Origin of the sequence: uncultured Streptococcus sp. (assembly GCF_963521865.1) — a bacterium.
GTDB lineage: Bacteria > Bacillota > Bacilli > Lactobacillales > Streptococcaceae > Streptococcus.
Window position 1 is genome coordinate 50,872 of sequence record NZ_CAUQWY010000005.1, and the last position, 19,844, is coordinate 70,715.

The window sequence follows — 19,844 nt, forward strand, 5'->3', positions numbered from 1 at the left end:
AATTTTACAACCTAGCTTGCTTTCTTATCCCTCTTTCAGTGTACTTATTCAGCTCACCATGAGGGATTGTGATGGGTCTTTCCCCTTGCTTCTCCATTTTAATATGGGAGCCTTTACCGCCTCTAGTCTTTATCCAACCATGGGCCGTAAGGAGTTTGACCATCTCTTTTTGTGTCATAGGCATAGCGCTTTTACCTCCTGACAACACAATTATAACACGTGCTACACGTATTGTAAAGAAGAATGATACTTATTATTCTCTTATACATAAAAGCCCCTAGATGTGGTTCTAGGGGAAGCCTTATATAAACGGATAGGCAGAACTATCAGAGTTCCTGCTTTTCTCGACCCACTAGAAGTGGCTCGATTGAATCTTAACATTACTTCTCCTCTCTTCATTAAAAAATAATTATCGCCCAAAATTATATTGCGATTTTTCTAAAAGACTAGCAAAAACTACTAAATCAATACCTTCGGCAGACAAGAAACTTGCATTGTCAGATAAACTGTTTCATCATTTACCATACTTTATTCATTAGTAATATCACTTGATTTGAAGTATAATATTGGAAAGGAAATCAGTAATGAATTTAGAACAATATTTAGGAAAAGAGATTAGGATTGTTTTTGTTGACGGGCAAATTTTAGAGGGTCATTGTAATAGCTTTACAGGGAAACTTGATACGGAAGATGAACTCTATGATGAAATTACAATAAGAACAGATAAATATCCATATGTTGGATTTAATGAATCTGAAATCATATCAATAGAGTTAACTCAAAACGGTATTACAAAATAACAGGAGTTGTTTATCATGAATAAAACTAAAAAAGAAAATTTAATTTTCATTGATGGTTGGGAGCATGTGCATTGCCCTGTATGTGGAACTTTAGTAGAAACTTATGATATTTGCGATGTTTGTCATTGGCAAAATACGGGAGCATTTAATATCGATGGCGGTCCTAATAAAATAACGCTTGCTGAAGCAAAAATGGCTTATAAAAGGAAAAACGACATAAATGAATCACAAAAGACTTGGGTAATTGATGGATATTTATGGCTACATTGCCCTGTTTGCGGAACTGAAGTTATGGACTATGATATCTGTGACGTCTGTCGTTGGCAAAATACGGGTATTATAAATATTGACGGTGGCCCTAATAAGATGACTCTCGCAGAAGCCAAAGAAGCTTACGCAAGGAGAAAAATCGTAAAAATTCTAGAATTTGATACAGTGTTGTTAAAAAACGGTCAAACGGCGACAATTGTCGAAAAGTTAAGTGAAGATACTTTTATTGCTGACATAGGAGATTCCCCGAAAGACTGGGATACCATAACAATTACAATCAATGATATTGAAAAAGTAGTATATTGAAATAGCTAATATATTTGTATAGTGTTGGGAGTAACCTTAAATGAATAAGACTGGAAAAGAGAATTTAATCATTATTAACGGTAGCGAATATGTCCATTGTCCAGTATGTGGGACTGTTACAGCAGTGTATGACATCTTGACGTCTGTCAGTGGCAAAATACAGGAGAAACTAATATAGATGGCGGCCCTAATGAAATGACACTTGCAGAAGCCAAAGAAGCTTACGCAAAAGGGAATTCCAATAATATAAAATATATAGCTACTATTTCACTTTTCAACCATGTTTATAATTTCTTTTAAGCTTGGTTTGGTTTTTCTAATTCTATCCCATGACCTCATTTTTAAAAAAATCCCTAAATAGATGCCATTTATCTTTGGTAATTCGTTAGAAAGATTGTATTTCTCTCTAATCTCATCTTTATGACTTTCTACAAATTTGCTACGAGGTAAGCAATAAAAAATACCTTCCCCAAAATAACTTAAATCTTCATCAGATAGTTCAATAAGCTCTTCAGGTTTTACAAAAATCGCTCTATTCACTCTATCTTTGCCACTGGCAAAGGCTTTCTCCACAAACCTTTTATCTAGTCCCATCTTTATTTAACTCTCTCAAATTGTTTTAGTTCCAGAACAGTCAGTTCTTTAAATTCTTTTCCTGTTTCGTTTAAATATTTGTTAATTTTTCCAAGATTGTATTTCATAGGTGATGATTTCACTCCATTTGGTAAACCAACTAGTCCGTCAAGTTCCATAAATGACTTATTTTCAAGTAGCTTTGAATTTGAAGTATTCATCTAGTTCCATTTTCTCCTTTTCAAATATTGCTATCTAAATTTATATCTACTATGTACTTTACCAAGAAAACTTCCTAACTTGGTAATTCCATTATTTCCACTACTTATCACCTCTCTTTTCATTATAGTTCATGCAATAACATTTAGCAATATTATTTCTCAAGTCAGCAATTCCACTTCTTTAGACTCAACTATCATATTTTGAGCTTTAAGGAAAATCAATTCTCTCATGTTGATACCTCTCCTCATCATATTAAATAGTCAAAAAGATTCTATCTCACACCCTGAATATTACAAAACCATTGAAATATCACAACTAATAGGCTAGAATGGACATAGTAAGATATATTAGATGAGTCATTCTACTCAAAAAATATGACACTAAAATTCACGTTAGAAAGGACTGCTATGCCAGACAATCTCGCGCTTCGCATGCGCCCTAAAACCATCGATCAGGTCATTGGTCAGGAACATCTGGTCGGGCCTGGAAAAATCATTCGTCGCATGGTGGAAGCCAACCGCCTGTCCTCCATGATTCTCTATGGCCCTCCTGGAATCGGCAAGACCAGTATTGCCTCTGCCATCGCAGGGACGACCAAGTATGCCTTTCGTACCTTCAATGCGACAGTTGATAGTAAAAAACGACTGCAAGAAATCGCCGAAGAAGCTAAATTTTCAGGTGGACTTGTACTACTCCTTGACGAAATTCATAGACTAGATAAGACCAAACAAGACTTTCTCTTGCCTCTCTTGGAAAGTGGACTGGTCATCATGATTGGGGCTACGACTGAAAATCCTTTCTTTTCTGTTACTCCTGCCATTCGTAGCCGTGTTCAAATTTTTGAGTTGGAACCTCTGTCTAATCAAGACGTCAAAGAGGCCCTGCAGATAGCTCTAAGTAACCCTAAGCGTGGTTTTGATTTTCCAGTAGAACTAGATGAGGATGTGCTTGATTTCATCGCAACTTCTACAAACGGAGACCTGCGCTCTGCCTTTAACTCACTGGACTTGGCTGTTCTCTCTACCCCTGAGAATGATAAGGGCATCCGCTATATCACTCTAGACATCATGGAAAATAGCCTGCAACGGAGCCATATTACCATGGACAAGGATGGAGATGGACACTATGATGTTCTCTCAGCTCTACAAAAATCCATCCGTGGCTCGGATGTAGATGCCAGTCTCCACTATGCTGCTCGCTTGATTGAGTCTGGTGATTTGCCAAGTCTCGCTCGTCGTTTGACTGTTATCGCTTATGAAGATATCGGTTTGGCCAATCCTGAAGCCCAGATTCATACCGTGACTGCTCTGGATGCTGCACAAAGGATTGGTTTCCCAGAAGCCCGCATTCTCATTGCCAATGTCGTCATTGATTTGGCCCTTTCTCCAAAATCCAACTCAGCCTATGTAGCTATGGATAAGGCACTTGCTGACCTCAAAACATCAGGGCACTTGCCTATTCCGCGACACCTGCGTGATGGTCACTACAGAGGAAGCAAGGAACTGGGGAATGCCCAAGACTATCTCTATCCACACAACTATCCTGGAAATTGGATTAAACAAGACTATCTGCCAGAAAAAATTCGTAATCATCACTATTTCCAAGCAGAAGATACTGGTAAATATGAACGGGCTTTGGCTCAAAGAAAGGAAGCTATCGACCGTTTGCGAAAAATCTGAAATCCTTTTCAAAAAATTGCACTTTCCTCTTGATTTTTTTTGAAAAAGTGGTATCATATAAACATAGAAACGCTGTGGTGTACGACTTCACACTTAAGTGTTGACCGACTATTTTTTGTATTATTAGGGAAACAAAAGTCTTCTAACAGCATGTAGGCCGTCTCACACGGAAACAGCTTCAGTTAGAGCGAGTTGCCCACCTGCTTAATTGCGCGGGTTCAATACAAACCGTGAAGTTTCGGCACCAATACAGCTTTTTTCTTTGCCTCCTTAGCTCAGCTGGCAGAGCAGCGGACTCTTAATCCGTGGGTCACAGGTTCGATCCCTGTAGGGGGCATCTAAATACAACAGGAAAAGCCTTAAAATCAAGGCTTTTTTTGTGTATCTGTTCTACTTTTGGTCAACCAATGGATAGTAAAGATATAATTTTGTGAACACCCTTTCCAGACATCTTTTATCTTAAGACACACTTCAAATAATTTTTTAAATTTTAAAACAAAAGTCTTGCTTTTCTTTTAATTTATGCTATGCTTGTTCTTGTATCTAATACAAGTTTATCAAAAGAGGAGTTCAGATGGATACAAAATTCTCAGTTGCTTTGCATATCTTAACAATGATTAGTGAAAGCAAGGAAACATTAAGTTCTCAAGCACTAGCTATTAGTGTTGGGACTAACGCTAGTTACATTCGAAAGGTGATTGCCTTGTTGAAAAATGCAGATTTGATTCATTCCCATCAAGGAAAAATAGGCTATCAACTCAGTAAGTCTCCAAAGAAAATGACTTTACTAGAGATATACTATGCTACTCAAGAAATCAATCACATTAGTTTATTTCCTGTTCATCAAAATAGTAATCCCGATTGTCCCGTTGGAAAACATATCCAAGGAGCAGTTTCACCGCTTTTCGCTAGTGCCGAATCTCAATTAGAGAAGGAATTAGCAAATCAAACTTTAGAAGATGTCATTGACAATCTATATAAACAAGCCAAACAAGTTCGAAACTGATTTGATAACAAGTCAGTTTTTACTGGAAACAACATGAACTTGTATCAAATACAAGTCTATTGAATTATATTAAAAAAGAAAAGAGAAAACACATGAAAGTCGCACAACACACTACTTATAACAAAAACAATATCACACTGAACATCACAGAAATCGCTAAACCAAGTATCACAGACAAACAAGTCTTGGTGAAAGTCACCGCAGCCGGTGTTAATCCTCTCGATAACATGATCTCTCGTGGTGAAGTCAAGATGATTGTTCCTTACAAACTTCCTCAAACTGCTGGTAATGAGGTCGTTGGGATCGTTGAAAGCATTGGCAAGAAAGTTAACAACTTTCAGGTAGGAGATCGTGTCTTTGGCCGTCTGCCACTTGATCATATCGGCGCCTTTGCAGAATATGTTGCTGTTGATAGTCGAGCCTTAGCCAAGGTTCCAGACTATCTATCAGACGAGGAAGCTGCTGCGGTTCCTCTTACTGCCTTGACTATCATGCAGGCTCTTGACCTCATGGGCGCTCAAGCTGGGAAAACGATCTTTATTTCTGGTGGTACTGGAGGAGTTGGTGGAATGGCCATTCCGATTGCCAAGGCCAAAGGTTTGAAGGTCATCACCAATGGAGCTGGAGATAGTGCTGAGCGTGTTCTGAAACTAGGAGCAGATAGATTTATCGATTACAAAACAGAGGATTATACAAAAACTGTTAGCCAGGTGGATTATGTCCTCGATACTCTCGGTGGAGCTGAAACTGAGAAACAAATGTCTATCATGAAAAAAGGTGGTCATCTTGTTTCACTTCGTGCCATGCCAAACGGTGCCTTTGCCAAACGCATGAATCTACCAAAATGGAAACAGATTATTCTAGGCCTAGCAGGTCGCAAATTTGATAAGATGGCGGAAAAATATGGCGTCCACTACCACTTTATCTTTGTAGAAAGCAATGGCGCTCAATTACAAGAGGTAGCTGACCTCTTTAGTAAATTAGAAATCAAACCCTCTATCGATACAGTTTATCCATTTGAAGAGGTAAATAGTGCCTTAGACAAAGTCGCTAATGGTCGCTCACGTGGAAAAACAGTCCTCAGCTTTAAGAAATAAAAAGGAAAACACAATGTCATATATTACTACAAAAAATCAATACATCACAGTCGACGGGAACAAAATCGCTTATCGCGAACTTAGTAAAGGCAAAGCAAAACTACCTCTTCTGATGCTGGTCCATTTGGCAGCAACCCTCGACAACTGGGATCCTAAACTCTTAGACCTTATTGCTGAAAAACACCATGTCATTGTAGTCGATCTTCCTGGTGTTGGAGCCAGTCAAGGCAAAGTTGCTTCGACGATTCCTGGAATGGCTAAGCAGACAATTGACTTTGTAAAAGTGCTTGGTTACGATAAAATCAATCTTCTTGGCCTTTCTATGGGAGGTATGATTACCCAAGAAATCATCCGAATCAAGCCTACTCTAGTTAATCGTTTAATCTTGGCTGGAACAGGACCTCGAGGCGGAAAAGAGGTCGATAAGGTCACAGGGAAAACCTTGAACTATATGTTTAAAGCGGGACTCGAGCGCATCGATCCTAAACGCTATATCTTCTATAGTCATAATGAACAAGGGAAAATCGAAGCTTTAAAAATCCTAGGACGAATGGGGATGAGAACAAAGGAATTTTCGGATAAAGACATGAACCTATCAGGATTCCTAACTCAACTCAAAGCTATTAAACTGTGGGGGAAAAATCCTCAAGACGACCTAACATTTATCACCCAACCAACCTTAATCGTCAACGGGGATAATGATATGCAGGTTCCAACGGAAAATTCTTACGATATGCATGAGAAAATAAAAGATAGTAAGCTCATCATCTATCCAAATGCTGGTCACGGTTCGATCTTCCAATATGCAGACGAATTTTCAACAGAACTAATAGCTTTCTTGGAGGACTAAGATGGTCAAAACGATTTTAATAACAGGCGCTACTGACGGTATTGGTAAACATTTGGCAAAGAAATTGGCCAGTGAAGGGCATCATGTCATCCTCCATGGTCGAAATCCCCAAAAACTTGAGCTGGCGCTTCAAGAGGTTCGTTCAGTCTCCTTGAGAGGCAGAGTTTCTAGCTACCTTGCAGATTTTTCAAAATTAGACGACGTTTATCGATTTGTAGAGGAAATCAAGCGAGACTTTCAAAGTATTGATGTCTTGTTTAACAATGCAGGCCTGTATGCTGGAAAAGAACGAAAAGCGAGTGCTGAAAATGTCGAGTTGACCTTTATGCTATCTGTTCTGGTTCCCTATATGTTAACAACTAAGCTAAGTCCCTTGTTAGAAAAAGCGGATGACGGCTGTGTCATTAATACTTCTTCCTATATGCATCATTTTGCCAAGGTCAAGGATTTAGACTTTGGATTTGAGAACAACTATAATCCAGGACTGGCCTACAATAATTCCAAACTTTACACTATTTGGATGACACGTTATCTGGCAAGAGACTTCTTTTTAAGAGGTTCAAGCATCACCATTAATGCCTATCATCCTGGTCTTATCTCGACTAACTTGGGGAATAACTCTAGTGATGAAAAAACTAAGAAGTCTCTCTTCGGACACTTGATGAAGTCATTTTCCAAAAATCTAGACGAGGGAATTGAAACAGGCTACTATCTTACATTATCAGAAGAAGTCAGGGGCTTAACTGGCTACTACTTTGATGAGAAGAAAGTAAAATCTGTATCTGAAAAAGGCTATACTTTTGAGAAAGCTCAAGATTTAATCAATTACTGTAATGATAAAATTGAGTTGTATAAACAGAAATATGTTGAGTTTGATTAAAAATTTAATACAAGAGGAAGACTGGACAGGAACTCAATTTCAGGAGAAAACGAAGTAAATCTTCCTACAATAAAAATGAAACATCTTAAAATCTAATTTATTGCCAATAAAGGAGTTGGAAATATGAAACATATTATTATCATTGGGCACCCTAAACGAGAAAAGAAAACTCTATCTATCGAAAATAAGGAATATGAAATTAGTTTTGATGAATTTAAATCTGGGAAACACAATGAAGATCCTTTTATTTGGAATGATAATTTTCTTTATACATTCTGTCATACAAATGATTCTCTAAATAAAGATGTTAGAGAGTGGATTGAAGAAAAAGACGAAGTTTATTTTGTGTTTGTAGCTAAATCTAAGGATGAAAATAATAAGGAAATTCTAGAAATTGACACAATTATAAAAGCTAAAGAACTATACGAGTGGCCTGAAAAAGGACAAAGAAACAAAGAAATACTTCCTGAAATCTTTAATCCCAAAATAAAGAATTACCACTTGCCAGATTGCTATGATGGTAATTTGACTGAACATAATAAAAAGAAACTTTATACTTGTATAGGTGATGAAACCGAGTCGTTTTTACCTATGAAAGAAAAAGGAAATTCTTTCAAACCATACTATTTCGATGAGAATATTGCTAATAAAATTCTGAGTTTAATAACTGTTGGAGACAATCATGCTTACTATGTAGCCAAAGAAACATCTCCTAGACTTCAAACTGATGAATCAAAGAATATTTTTAAAGAAATATCAAAGGAAATTTTTGATATTATAACAAACTGTAAACAGGATAAAACTACTCACTTAACTGGGAAACTATTAAAAGATTTAGATATGGATCATCGAAAAAATAATTAAACAATTAGATTAGACAAAAAGGCTTTTTGCTTCTATCTCCCCTTCTTCATAATATATTTTCGTACAGGTGCTTCAACTATTTGAACGATTTCAAATCCTTCTTTTTGGTAAAGATTCTTAGCTCTTTGATTTGCCTCGAAGACATTTAGAGAAATACTATCTATATCTTCATTTTCAAAGACCAAACTAACAAATTTCCTTAAAGCCTGCCTACCTAATCCCTGCCCCTGTTTCTGGGGATTGATAAAAAATCTCCCGATATGAAGATTCCTGTCTTCTTGCCTGATTTTCTGGATAAGCCCGACAAACTCGTGTCCATCAAAGATAGAAAAGATTCCTTCCAAATCTTGCAAGACTTGAATTGTCAAGGGAAAAGGAATCATTGTTCCCATCCATTGTTCTTGAAAGGATTTGCCAAGGGAGTTGGACCATTGGCATACGAGCTGAGCGTTTTCTGGGCTCACCTTTTCTTCAAAACGAATTGTCATCTTTTCCTCCCCATCTTATCTATGTTTCTCCATTATACTACTTCTCCTATTTTTTACGAATAGATAAGTATGATTGATATTTATTTTTTTCTTTTCGGGAGCATTCTCGCTTCCTTTCTTGGTTTGGTCATTGACCGTTTTCCAGAGCAATCTATTATCCAACCTGCTAGTCACTGCGATTCCTGTCAGACTTTCTTACGTCCCTTAGATTTGATTCCGATCCTCTCGCAGGTCTTTAATCGCTTTCGCTGTCGCTACTGCAAGGCTCCTTACCCTGTCTGGTATGCCCTCTTTGAACTAAGCTTAGGACTCCTCTTTCTATCTTGGTATTGGGGATTTCTTTCCTGGGGTCAAGTCATTCTGATAACTACTGGTTTGACCTTGGGCATCTACGACTTTCACCATCAGGAATATCCCTTACTGGTCTGGATTGTCTTTCATCTACTCCTAATTACCTGCTCTGGTTGGAATCTGATTATGGTTTTCTTCCTTATCCTTGGAATGTTGGCTCATTTTATCGATATCCGTATAGGGGCAGGAGATTTTCTCTTTTTAGCTTCTTGTACTATCGTCTTTAGTGTGACCGAATTACTCATCTTGATTCAGTTTGCTTCTGCGACGGGCATCCTGGCCTTTCTCCTGCAAAAGAAAAAGGAAAGACTTCCTTTTGTGCCTTTCCTCTTACTCGCTGCTTGTGTGATTATTTTTGGTAAGCTACTGCTTGTTTGATAAAGTCCTGAATCGGCTCTCCTTGGTGGAGAGCTTTTACAATTTTCGAACCGACGATAACGCCATCTGACACCGCATTGAAGCGTTCTACATCGGCTTGACTAGATACACCAAAACCTGTCAAGACTGGAATGTCGGCTACTTGATGCAATTGTGCCAAGTGCTTGTCCAAATCTGCACGATAATTGCCTGACTTCCCTGTCACCCCATTGATGGCAACGGCATAGACGAAACCTTCTGCCCCATCAATCAACTCTTTCTGACGCTCAAGTCCTGTTGTCAAACTAACTAGGGGAATCAAAGCAATGTCTGTATCTGCCAAAAATGGTTCTACAAAGTTGGCATGCTCATGAGGCAGGTCTGGAATAATCAAGCCCTTAACCGCTGTATCTGCCAAATCTTTGACAAAGTTCTCCACACCGTACTGAAAGAGGGGGTTGAAGTAGGTCATGATGACAAGCGGAACTTCTGTTTGAATGGTTTTCAAGGTTTCAACCAAAGCCTGGGTAGAAGTTCCACGAGCTAGACTGCGCAAGCCTGCTTCTTCAATAACAGGTCCATCTGCAACAGGGTCTGAAAAGGGAATGCCCACTTCAATAGCAGAGACACCCAAATCTTCTAAAAAGTGTATTGTTTCTCCGAGTCCATCCAAACCTTTTTCATGGTCACCAGCCATGATATAGGGAACGAAAATTCCTTTTCCAGTTGCTTTTATAGCATTCAATTTTTCTGTTAGTGTCTTAGGCATGAGCTTCTCCCTTCTTTACTGCATCTGCTTCCAAGCGGTCCTTGACTTGAACCACATCCTTGTCCCCACGACCTGATAGACAGACAATCATGGACTTGTCTGGGCCAAGTTCTTTGGCCAATTTCACTGCAAAAGCGATAGCATGGCTAGATTCCAAGGCTGGGATAATCCCTTCCACACGAGACAAGAGTTGGAATCCTTCCAAGGCTTCTTCGTCTGTCACAGGGACATAGCTGGCACGTTTGATATCGTGGTAGTGAGAATGTTCTGGACCGATACCAGGATAGTCCAAACCTGCTGAGATAGAGAAGGCTTCAAGAATTTGACCATGGGCATCTTGGAGCACATCCATGAGGGAACCGTGAAGGACACCAGGACGACCCTTGGTCAAGGTAGCTGCGTGATGCTCCGTATCCACACCAAGTCCAGCCGCTTCAGCCCCATACATGGCTACTGACTCATCTTCTACAAATGGATGGAAGAGACCGATGGCATTAGAACCACCACCAACACAGGCTACTAAGGCATCTGGCAGATCTTGACCTGTCAAGTCACGGTACTGTTGTTTAGCTTCTCGACCAATAACACTTTGGAAGTCACGAACGATTTCTGGGAATGGATGAGGCCCCAAGGCAGAACCAAGGATATAGTGGGTATCATCAATATTAGCTACCCATGAACGAAGGGCTGCATTGACCGCATCCTTGAGCACGCGCGAACCGTCTGTCACTGCCTCAACCTTGGCTCCCAAAAGCTCCATGCGGAAGACATTGAGGGCTTGGCGTTTGACATCTTCCTCACCCATGTAGATTGTACATTCCATGTTAAAGAGGGCTGCAGCAGTTGCAGTTGCCACACCGTGCTGACCAGCACCTGTTTCTGCGATAATTTTCTTTTTACCCATGCGTTTGGCAAGCAAAACTTGTCCCAAGGCATTGTTAATCTTATGGGCCCCTGTATGGTTGAGATCTTCCCGTTTGAGGTAAATCTTGGCTCCGCCGATATACTGGGTCAAGTTTTTTGCGTAGTAAAGGGGCGTTTCACGTCCCACATACTGGCGTAAGAGTTGGTTTAATTCCTCTTGGAAACTTGGGTCTGCCTGACTTTCACGGTAGGCCTTCTCCAACTCCAAAACTGCTGTCATCAATGTTTCTGGGACGAAACGTCCGCCGAATTTTCCGTAAAATCCATCTTTATTTGGTTCTTGATATGCCATGCTTTACCCTCTCTATAAATCTTCTAATCTTTTTATGATCTTTTTGTCCGTCTGTCTCCACTCCGCTCGATACATCTACTGCATAGGGAGTAAAGTGTTGAATTGCTTTTACTACATTGTCTTCATTAAGCCCACCTGCGATAAAGAAAGGCTGAGTTAGTCCAATCGTATCCAGTTGAGCCCAGTCAAAGGTCTGCCCACTTCCTGCCACAGGGGCATCAAAGAGGAGATAGTCTGCCTGAGAATTGGGCACATGACCCTCTCCATCCACCTGCACAGCCTGAATGCTAGCACAGGGCAAATCCTCAAACAAATCATCCGCTATCTGACCGTGAACTTGAACCAAATCCAAGCCAACTTTGTCAATCGCTTCCAGCAGTTGAGCTCGACTTGGTGAAACAAATACACCAACCTTTTTTACGTCTACAGGAATAAACTTTGCCAGCTCAGCAGCCTGATCCAAGGTCACTTGTCTTTTACTAGGTGCGAAGACAAAACCGATATAGTCGGCTCCTGCTGAAACGGCTGTTTCTACCGCTTCTTTGGTCGATAATCCGCAAATTTTAACCTTTGTCAATCTGCAACTCCTTGATTCTCTGGGCCACATCTTCTGCCTGCATAAGAGCTGTCCCTACTAAAATTCCGTTAAAGTATGGGGCTACTCGTTCCGCATCCTGCCCTGTGAAAATAGCCGATTCAGAAATGTACAAGCAATCATCTTTGAAATGTTTAGCCAAGTCTACACTGGTATGCAAGTCGACCTCAAAGGTAGTCAAATTGCGGTTATTAACACCAATAATCTCAGCACCAAGTCTATGAGCTACCTCTAGTTCAGCTAGATTGTGAGTTTCCACCAAGACTTCCAGACCAAGCTCTGTCGCATAGTCATAAAGTTCCTTGAGGCGTTCTTCGGATAAGGCTGCCACAATGAGCAAGATGACTGTCGCACCTGCATTGCGAGCGCGGATGATTTGCTTTTCATCGATGATAAAGTCCTTGTTGAGCGTTGGAATGTTTACCTGACTGGAAATCTCCCGTAGATAATCCAAATGCCCTTTAAAGAAAACCTCATCTGTCAAAACAGAAATCATCACTGCACCATTCGCTTCATAAGTCTGGGCCTGTTGCACAATATCCACATCAAGATTGATATCTCCCAGACTAGGGCTAGCTTTCTTGACCTCAGCGATTACCTGTAAACGGTCTTGGTGTTGTTTTAGATAGTCAGCCAAGCGATAGGTCTGGCGCAGAGGCTGGATTTGCTCCAGCTCCATCTGCTCAACCTCACGCGCCTTCTGCTCCAAAATTCGTGCTAAAAATTCCTGACTCATTTTTGGTACTCCTGTAACAGTCTGAGTTTTTCAAGGGCCTTGCCACTAGCAATCACTTGACGGGCCAAGGCAACTCCTTCCTTGATATTATCTACCTTACCATTAGCATAGAAACCAAGACCAGCATTTAAAACTGTCGTTTCCAAGAATGGACTTGGTTCATTTTTAAGAACGCTAAGTAAAATTTCTGCATTTTCCTGAGCGTTGCCTCCACGAATATCTTCGATAGCGTAGCGCTCCATCCCCAAATCCTCTGGAGTAAAGCTTGACAAGCTGATTTCGCCATTTTCAAGAAGTGCAATCTTGGTTGTTCCATTCAAACCAGCTTCATCCAATCCTTCTGGTCCAGCAACAACGATGGCACGTTTGCGACCCATATTTTTCAAAACCTGAGCTGTACTTTCTAGAAGTTCTGGACGACTAATTCCAAGAAGCTGTGTTTCCAAAGCCATTGGGTGAATCAGGGGACCAGTCAAGTTCATAATCGTTGGAATTCCCAATTCCAAACGAGCTGGCATGATGTATTTCATAGCTGGGTGCATATTTTTAGCAAAGAGAAAGACGATTCCAGTTTTATCAAAGACCTTACCTAGTTCAGCTGGTTTGAGGTCTAGGTTGATGCCCAAAGCTTCGAGGACATCTGCAGAACCCGATTTAGAAGAAATCGAGCGGTTACCGTGTTTTGCCATATGAACACCGCCACCAGCCAAGACAAAGGCTGCAGTTGTGGAAATGTTAAAGCTAAAAGATTTGTCCCCACCTGTACCACAGTTGTCCATGGCATCATGAATCTCAGTTGGAATATGTTGGGCATGCCCTCTCATGACTTGGGCAATGGCTGTGCGTTCTTCAGGTGTTTCCCCCTTCATCTTAAGTGCCAAAAGGAGAGAAGCAATCTGCGCTTCCGTTACACGCCCAGTTACGATACGCTCAATGACATCCGTCATTTCTACACCTGATAAATTTTCAAATTTTGCTAGTTTTTCAATAATCTCTTTCATCCTAGTTTCCTCACTTTACAACCTTCTCGATAAAATTCCGAATAGAAGACAAGCCATCTGGCGTTCCAATGCTCTCTGGATGGTACTGGAAGCCATAAATCGGCAGGTTTTTATGTTGAATCCCCATGATGGCTTGGTCATCAGTCGAACGAGCTGTCACTTCAAATTCTTCTGGCATTTCTTCAATCAAAATACTGTGGTAACGCATGACCGCACGGCCATCCTCGATATCTTGATACAAAACAGATGGCGCTTCAAAGCTGATATTACTCTGTTTCCCATGCATGACTTTTGGAGCCAAACCTAACTTCCCACCAAAGACTTCTGCAATGGCTTGGTGACCCAAACAAATCCCAAGAATCGGCTTCTTGCCAGCAAAGTCACGAATCATATCTTCCATCTTTCCAGCATCAACTGGCCAACCAGGACCAGGAGAAAAGACCAGCCCATCTGCTTTTTCAGCTTCTTCGTACAGCTTGGGATCATCATTTCTCAAGACCTGAACTTCTGCAAAATTCCCAATGTATTGGGCCAAGTTATAGGTAAAAGAATCATAGTTGTCAATCAATAAAATCATGGTCTTAGTTCTCCAATTCTAGTCATAGATTTTGCTTTGTTAATGGTTTCTTGGTATTCGTTTTGGGCGATGGAGTCGTAGACAATCCCTGCCCCAGCCTGAACATAGGCTATTTGATTTTTGAGAATCATGGTTCGGATGGCAATGGCCAAATCCATATCACCCGTCGCAGACAAGTAGCCGATTGCTCCTGCGTATACACCACGTTTTTCCGTTTCCAGTTCATAGATGCGTCTCATAGCCCGAATCTTTGGTGCTCCTGAAACTGTTCCAGCTGGAAGTGTTGATTTCAAGGCATCCATGGCAGTGAATTCTGGAAGTAAACGCCCCTTGACCACGCTGGTCAAATGCATAACATAACGGAAGAGCTCCACTTCCATATATTTGGTAACTTGAACACTTGCCGTTTCAGAGATGCGACCGATATCATTGCGTCCCAAGTCTACCAACATCCGATGTTCTGCTGTTTCCTTCTCATCCGAAAGCAGGTCTGTCGCCAAAGCCTTGTCTTCTTCATCCGTAGCTCCTCTTGGTCGTGTACCCGCAATTGGATTGGTTGTCACGATACCATTTTTGACAGAAACCAAACTTTCTGGACTGGCACCGATGATTTGATAATCCCCAAAATCATAGAAATAAAGGTAATTGGATGGATTGGTCACGCGAAGATTTCTGTAAAAGTCAAATGGATTTCCAGTAACCTCTGCTGAGAAACGCTGGCTGAGTACACATTGGAACATATCCCCATTACGAATCAAGTCACGAGCGGTTTCCACCATTTCCTCAAACTTCTGAGGAGCGATATGCGATTTGAAGTCTAACGGAGATAGATCCAAGTCTTCAAATTCATTTGGAGCAGGGATGCGTAATTCCTCAAGCACTTGATTCAAGGCTTCTTCCAAGTTTTCTTGACTACGCTCACTATAGAGAGCATCCTCGATGACATGGATTTTTTCCTTCTTGTGGTCAAAGACCATGTAACTCTCATAAACGAAGAAATGCATGTCTGGCGTTCCAATTGTATCTTCAGGAATTTGACCAATTTCTTCATAAAGCGAAATCATATCGTAACCCACAAAGCCAATTGCCCCACCACCAAAAGGGAGGTCTGAATGGTGCTGGCTCTTATAAGTCACTTCATAAAGAAAATCCAAGGGATCCTGATCAATCACTTGACCATTTTGATAAAGAACTCCATTTTCAAACTTAATCTCAAAAACTGGATTATAAGCTAAGATAGAAAAACGAGCTGTTTCCTTGTCTCTCGGAATACTCTCTAAAATAACCTTGTGTTGCCCCTTTAGGCGCATATAAGCCAAGATTGGTGATAAGACATCTCCATGAATGATTCGTTCCATTGTAATTTCCCTTTCAGTTCTACTTCTAGTCCGTGGTGACTGTATGAAAAATCCCCACGCAAAATAACTTGCGTGAGGACGAAATTCGCGGTGCCACCTCAATTATAGGATTTCTCCTATCTCTCATTCCTGTCTCAGAAACCTCCTGTAACAGGCTGTGCGATAAAGGGCACTCCCTTGAGAATTATGTTTTCTTCTCTCGTTTCAGATGGACCCAACCTTACAGTTTTCTCTGCTTGTTTCCAGCAACCACAAGCTCTCTGTGAGAGAAAAGACTGTAATTTTTCCATCTATTATTTTTTAGATTCTAGGTAGTCTGCAATCGCAGCTACATCCTTGTCTCCACGACCAGAGACATTGATGATGATAATGTCGTCTTTACTTAGTTTCGGTGCACGTTTAACTGCTTCTGCGATAGCGTGCGAACTTTCAATCGCTGGGATAATTCCTTCAGTCTTGCTGAGAAGGAGGAGAGCCTGAACAGCTTCTTCATCCGTCGCAGCCACATATTCCACGCGACCTGAATCTTTGAAGTAGGCGTGTTCTGGGCCAACCCCTGGATAGTCCAAACCAGCTGAGATAGAGTAAACTGGAGCCAGCTCTCCGTCTTCCTTAAAAACTGCATAGGTCTTCATACCATCAACAATTCCTATACTACCTTTTGTCATAGTAGCTGCGTGCTTGTCTGTATCAAGTCCGTGACCAGCAGCTTCAACCCCAACCAATTTAACTTCTTCATCAGCCACATACTGAGAAAATGCACCAATAGCATTAGAACCACCACCTACACAGGCAATAACGTAGTCTGGTAAACGACCTTCTTTTTCTAAGATTTGACGGCGAGATTCTTCACTGATGATCTTTTGGAACTCATGAACAATGGTAGGATAAGGGTGAGGCCCTACAGCAGATCCCAGAACATAAAAGGCTTCAAGGTCATTCATCCATGCTCCAAAGGCTGCATCAACAGCATCTTTGAGGGTACGAGTTCCTGTTTCAACTGCATGAACAGTTGCTCCCATCATCTCCATACGGAAAACATTGAGACGTTGACGTTCCACATCTTCTGCCCCCATGTAGACATCACAAGCCATACCAAACTTGGCTGCAGTCGCTGCTGTCGCAACACCGTGCTGACCAGCTCCTGTTTCCGCAATCACTCGTTTTTTGCCCATACGTTTGGCCAAAAGAATTTGTCCTAAAACATTGTTGAGCTTGTGAGAACCAAGGTGGTTAAGGTCTTCACGTTTGAGATAAATCTTAGCTCCACCTAGGTTCTCTGTCAAACTTTCTGCAAAATAGAGAGGTGTTTCGCGACCTGAATAGTCCTTCAAGTAATGACGAAATTCTGCCAAAAACTCTGGATCATCTTTGTACTTGTCAAATGTCACTTCCAACTCATCCAACAAAGCCTGAATCGGTTCCGGTACAAAACTACCACCAAATTGTCCAAAATAACCTTTAGTTGTCATAAAATTTTCCTCTTTCTGTATTGGTTCCAATATATGAAAAAAGCCCACACACAGAATATGCTTCCATGTGAGGGCGTTGGTAACGCGGTGCCACCTCAATTATAAAGGGACTATCCCTTTACATCTCTGCCTTGTCTAACAACAAGTTGCACTGTAAGGTGTGCGCACCGAATTTTCATTGTTTCAAATTCATTTTTAAAATCAGCCCACTTTCACTACTTCCAACCACCTGTTCACAATGACCACAGGCTCCCTGAAGATCAAAAATAGTTACTTTTCTGATTTGTTGAACTTATTTTAATACTTTGTTTTTTCTTTGTCAAGACTTTTTTACGATTTTTTTGATGAAGCTAGTACTTTTTCAGAAACTGTTTTGAAAGTCTCAATGATATAATCCACTTCTTCATCGCTTAGTTTAGTATGAAGAGGAAGCGTAATTTCATTTTCAAAGAAGGCATAGGCCTTGGGATAATTCGCCATATCAAAGCCAAGATTCTTATAGGCTGTCAAGAGCGGAAGCGGTTTGTAGTGGACATTGCTTGCAATTCCTGCTTTTGCTAATTCTTGGATGATAAGATTGCGTTCTTCTAAACTCGCTCCTTCTACATGGGTGATGTAGAGGTGGCGTGAAGATTCTACAGTATCAGTCTTGTGTGCCAAAGGATGGATGCGAGAACCTGCAAAACCACGATCATAACGGTCCACAATGTCCTTACGACGTTGTAGCAAACTTGGGTAACGGTCCAATTGTACCAAACCAAGTGACGCCATGATATCGGTCATGTTGCACTTGTAGGCTGGTGTGACAATATCGTATTCCCATGAGCCCAGTTGCATCTTAGCAAGAGCATCCTTGGTTTGCCCGTGAAGGGAAAGAATTTGGAATTCCTTGTACATCTCTTCGTCATCAATCGCTGGATTGGCTTTCCAAGTCGCACTTCCACCTTCTGCCGTTGTAAAGTTCTTAACGGCATGGAATGAGAAGGAAGTAAAGTCAGCGATAGAACCAGCTGGTTGTCCTTTATAAGTAGATCCCAAAGCATGGGCACTATCAGAAACAATCACAATACGATTAAAGGCTTTTTGCCACTTGCTTGAAGCAGTAAAGAGATCACGTTTTTTCTCCACAACTTGGAACAAACGGTCATAGTCGCAAACAATCCCTGCAAGTTCAACCGGGATAATCACCTTAGTCTTTTCAGTGATAGCTTGCTCAAGCAAGTCATAGTCCATTTCAAAAGTATCTGCTTGGATATCCACCATGACAGGTGTTGCTCCTACGTGAGTGATAACACTACATGAAGCTGTATAGGTCATGGCTGGAACGATAACTTCATCACCAGGTCCCACTTCAAGCACACGCAAAATTAACTCCAGAGCGGCTGTCGCAGAGTTGAGACAGACAGTCTTATGCGTCTGTGTGTATTGAGACAAGCGACGCTCCAGTTCTTTTGTTTTAGGACCTGTTGTGATCCAACCAGAACGCAAGGTATCCGCTACTTCAGCAATTTCTGCTTCCGTAATATCGGGTGGTGAAAATGGAATATTGTAATTTGGCATTGATTTGCTCCTTTTATCTGTACTCATTTTCTCATGACTACTTTATTTTAGTACTTCAAACACGGTTTGAAACATGATTTTGATGTCTCCAAGGAAACTAAATTCTCGGAGATAAGAAAGGTTATAGCGCATCTTTTCAGGAAGGACGTGTTCGACATAGGCCTGGTCAACTGACAGACCTTTCTCCGTCATTTGACTGATGATAGTATCCTCATCCTTGTAGTTGATGCTGGCTGGAGAGGTAATCCCTGCTGGTAAAAGCAAGGTCGCCATCATTTCAGGGCTATACTGCTCTGTGTAACGTGGAACTTCAGGACGCGTCCCTACAAAGGACATCTCGCCTTTAAGAACATTGACCAGCTGAGGCAGTTCGTCCAAACGCACACGACGGATGAAATTGCCAACCTTGGTAATGCGGCTATCGTTAGCAGAAGTCACCAGACTCCCTTTTTTATCCGCATCCGTCACCATGGTACGGAACTTCCAAATCTTGAAAGGTCGATTGTACTGGGTCACGCGCTCTTGCTTGTAAATAACAGGCCCCTTGCTATCCAACTTGATCCAAATGCTCAAGATGATAAAGATGGGAGAGGTCAGAACCAGTACTACCAAAGCCAGAACCCAGTCCAAGCAACGCTTGAAAATCAGCGAACCCTTCCTTTTAGAGACAAGCTGGTAGTAAGACTCAACCTCGCTTGATTGCATTTCCACGGGCAAGTCTTCCCATTTCAGCATGCTGTTTCTCCTTTGTTTTTATTATACTATTTGTCAACATTTTTCATTATACCACAAAATAGAAAAGGCGGTGAAAGAAATC

22 protein-coding genes, 1 tRNA gene, 3 pseudogenes and 2 other annotated features are annotated in these 19,844 nt (G+C 41.0%); of the genes and pseudogenes, 12 read left to right on the forward strand and 14 right to left on the reverse strand.

Features of this window, described 5'->3' with window-relative positions; translation table 11 throughout:
* Positions 1-4: 4 nt before the first annotated feature.
* Positions 5-184, reverse strand: a complete 180-nt coding sequence (locus RWO85_RS02800; RefSeq protein WP_314413860.1) for a type II toxin-antitoxin system HicA family toxin — start codon at positions 182-184, stop codon at positions 5-7.
* A gap of 400 nt (positions 185-584) precedes the next feature.
* Between RWO85_RS02800 and RWO85_RS02805 the strand changes: the two genes are divergently transcribed.
* From RWO85_RS02805 to RWO85_RS02820, 4 genes and pseudogenes are all read left to right on the forward strand, one after another.
* Positions 585-800 (forward strand): hypothetical protein, encoded by a 216-nt coding sequence (locus RWO85_RS02805; RefSeq protein WP_314413862.1) that lies wholly within the window; start codon positions 585-587, stop codon positions 798-800.
* A gap of 15 nt (positions 801-815) precedes the next feature.
* Positions 816-995, forward strand: a pseudogene (locus tag RWO85_RS02810) (CPCC family cysteine-rich protein); the annotation flags it as partial.
* Positions 993-1,202 (forward strand): annotated as a pseudogene (locus tag RWO85_RS02815) (CPCC family cysteine-rich protein); the annotation flags it as partial. The pseudogenes RWO85_RS02810 and RWO85_RS02815, both read left to right, overlap by 3 nt.
* Positions 1,203-1,416: 214 nt before the next feature.
* Positions 1,417-1,610, forward strand: a pseudogene (locus RWO85_RS02820) (CPCC family cysteine-rich protein); the annotation flags it as partial.
* A gap of 33 nt (positions 1,611-1,643) precedes the next feature.
* On the opposite strand, the gene RWO85_RS02825 reads toward RWO85_RS02820, so the two are convergent.
* Positions 1,644-1,970: a hypothetical protein gene (locus RWO85_RS02825; RefSeq protein WP_084888805.1), complete on the reverse strand. Its 327-nt coding sequence runs from the start codon at positions 1,968-1,970 to the stop codon at positions 1,644-1,646.
* A gap of 2 nt (positions 1,971-1,972) precedes the next feature.
* Positions 1,973-2,170 (reverse strand): hypothetical protein, encoded by a 198-nt coding sequence (locus tag RWO85_RS02830; protein ID WP_314413864.1) that lies wholly within the window; start codon positions 2,168-2,170, stop codon positions 1,973-1,975.
* Positions 2,171-2,578: 408 nt separating this feature from the next.
* Between RWO85_RS02830 and RWO85_RS02835 the strand changes: the two genes are divergently transcribed.
* From RWO85_RS02835 to RWO85_RS02865, 7 genes are all read left to right on the forward strand, one after another.
* Positions 2,579-3,850: a replication-associated recombination protein A gene (locus RWO85_RS02835; protein WP_314413936.1), complete on the forward strand. Its 1,272-nt coding sequence runs from the start codon at positions 2,579-2,581 to the stop codon at positions 3,848-3,850.
* Positions 3,851-4,114: 264 nt separating this feature from the next.
* A tRNA-Lys gene (locus RWO85_RS02840) sits at positions 4,115-4,187 on the forward strand.
* 237 nt (positions 4,188-4,424) lie between these two features.
* Positions 4,425-4,856, forward strand: a complete 432-nt coding sequence (locus tag RWO85_RS02845) for an Rrf2 family transcriptional regulator (protein ID WP_314413866.1) — start codon at positions 4,425-4,427, stop codon at positions 4,854-4,856.
* A gap of 92 nt (positions 4,857-4,948) precedes the next feature.
* Entirely contained in the window at positions 4,949-5,953 is a 1,005-nt protein-coding gene (locus RWO85_RS02850; RefSeq protein ID WP_314413867.1) for an NADP-dependent oxidoreductase, read from the forward strand.
* A 13-nt stretch (positions 5,954-5,966) separates the two neighbouring features.
* Positions 5,967-6,803 (forward strand): alpha/beta hydrolase, encoded by an 837-nt coding sequence (locus tag RWO85_RS02855; protein ID WP_314413869.1) that lies wholly within the window; start codon positions 5,967-5,969, stop codon positions 6,801-6,803.
* Position 6,804: 1 nt separating this feature from the next.
* Entirely contained in the window at positions 6,805-7,683 is an 879-nt protein-coding gene (locus RWO85_RS02860; protein WP_314413871.1) for an SDR family NAD(P)-dependent oxidoreductase, read from the forward strand.
* Positions 7,684-7,806: 123 nt separating this feature from the next.
* Positions 7,807-8,547: a hypothetical protein gene (locus RWO85_RS02865; protein ID WP_314413873.1), complete on the forward strand. Its 741-nt coding sequence runs from the start codon at positions 7,807-7,809 to the stop codon at positions 8,545-8,547.
* A gap of 32 nt (positions 8,548-8,579) precedes the next feature.
* Here RWO85_RS02865 and RWO85_RS02870 read toward each other — a convergent pair whose 3' ends face one another.
* Positions 8,580-9,035: a GNAT family N-acetyltransferase gene (locus RWO85_RS02870; protein ID WP_314413875.1), complete on the reverse strand. Its 456-nt coding sequence runs from the start codon at positions 9,033-9,035 to the stop codon at positions 8,580-8,582.
* Positions 9,036-9,104: 69 nt separating this feature from the next.
* Here RWO85_RS02870 and RWO85_RS02875 point away from each other — a divergent pair, with 69 nt between their 5' ends.
* Positions 9,105-9,764: a prepilin peptidase gene (locus RWO85_RS02875; protein ID WP_314413877.1), complete on the forward strand. Its 660-nt coding sequence runs from the start codon at positions 9,105-9,107 to the stop codon at positions 9,762-9,764.
* On the opposite strand, the gene trpA is transcribed toward RWO85_RS02875, so the two are convergent.
* From trpA to RWO85_RS02925, 10 genes are all read right to left on the reverse strand, one after another.
* Positions 9,736-10,512, reverse strand: a complete 777-nt coding sequence (gene trpA, locus RWO85_RS02880) for a tryptophan synthase subunit alpha (protein WP_314413879.1) — start codon at positions 10,510-10,512, stop codon at positions 9,736-9,738. The genes RWO85_RS02875 and trpA overlap by 29 nt on opposite strands.
* Positions 10,505-11,728: a tryptophan synthase subunit beta gene (gene trpB / locus RWO85_RS02885; RefSeq protein ID WP_314413881.1), complete on the reverse strand. Its 1,224-nt coding sequence runs from the start codon at positions 11,726-11,728 to the stop codon at positions 10,505-10,507. The genes trpA and trpB (RWO85_RS02885) overlap by 8 nt, the downstream gene beginning before the upstream one ends.
* On the reverse strand, positions 11,706-12,305 hold the full coding sequence (locus RWO85_RS02890) for a phosphoribosylanthranilate isomerase (RefSeq protein ID WP_314413884.1): 600 nt from the start codon (positions 12,303-12,305) through the stop codon (positions 11,706-11,708). The genes trpB (RWO85_RS02885) and RWO85_RS02890 overlap by 23 nt, the downstream gene beginning before the upstream one ends.
* Positions 12,292-13,059, reverse strand: a complete 768-nt coding sequence (gene trpC / locus RWO85_RS02895) for an indole-3-glycerol phosphate synthase TrpC (protein ID WP_314413886.1) — start codon at positions 13,057-13,059, stop codon at positions 12,292-12,294. The genes RWO85_RS02890 and trpC overlap by 14 nt, the downstream gene beginning before the upstream one ends.
* Positions 13,056-14,060: an anthranilate phosphoribosyltransferase gene (gene trpD / locus RWO85_RS02900; RefSeq protein ID WP_314413887.1), complete on the reverse strand. Its 1,005-nt coding sequence runs from the start codon at positions 14,058-14,060 to the stop codon at positions 13,056-13,058. The genes trpC and trpD overlap by 4 nt, the downstream gene beginning before the upstream one ends.
* 10 nt (positions 14,061-14,070) lie before the next feature.
* Positions 14,071-14,637 carry an aminodeoxychorismate/anthranilate synthase component II gene (locus tag RWO85_RS02905; protein ID WP_314413889.1) on the reverse strand — a complete coding sequence of 189 codons (567 nt, stop codon included), beginning with the start codon at positions 14,635-14,637 and terminating at the stop codon, positions 14,071-14,073.
* The gene (gene trpE, locus RWO85_RS02910; protein WP_314413891.1) at positions 14,634-15,995 is read right to left on the reverse strand and encodes an anthranilate synthase component I; all 1,362 of its coding nucleotides are present in this window, start codon (positions 15,993-15,995) and stop codon (positions 14,634-14,636) included. Before trpE ends, RWO85_RS02905 begins: the two co-directional genes overlap by 4 nt.
* Before the next feature lie 71 nt (positions 15,996-16,066).
* Positions 16,067-16,298, reverse strand: a binding site (T-box leader).
* Positions 16,289-17,467, reverse strand: coding sequence for a tryptophan synthase subunit beta (gene trpB, locus RWO85_RS02915; protein ID WP_314413892.1), 1,179 nt, complete (start codon positions 17,465-17,467; stop codon positions 16,289-16,291). It overlaps the preceding feature by 10 nt.
* A 66-nt stretch (positions 17,468-17,533) precedes the next feature.
* Positions 17,534-17,763: a binding site (T-box leader), on the reverse strand.
* Between the two features lie 34 nt (positions 17,764-17,797).
* A complete protein-coding gene (locus RWO85_RS02920; RefSeq protein WP_314413894.1) occupies positions 17,798-19,027 on the reverse strand; it encodes a DegT/DnrJ/EryC1/StrS aminotransferase family protein in 1,230 nt (409 codons plus the stop codon).
* A 42-nt stretch (positions 19,028-19,069) separates the two neighbouring features.
* The gene (locus RWO85_RS02925; RefSeq protein ID WP_314413896.1) at positions 19,070-19,762 is read right to left on the reverse strand and encodes a sugar transferase; all 693 of its coding nucleotides are present in this window, start codon (positions 19,760-19,762) and stop codon (positions 19,070-19,072) included.
* Between the last annotated feature and the right edge of the window lie 82 nt (positions 19,763-19,844).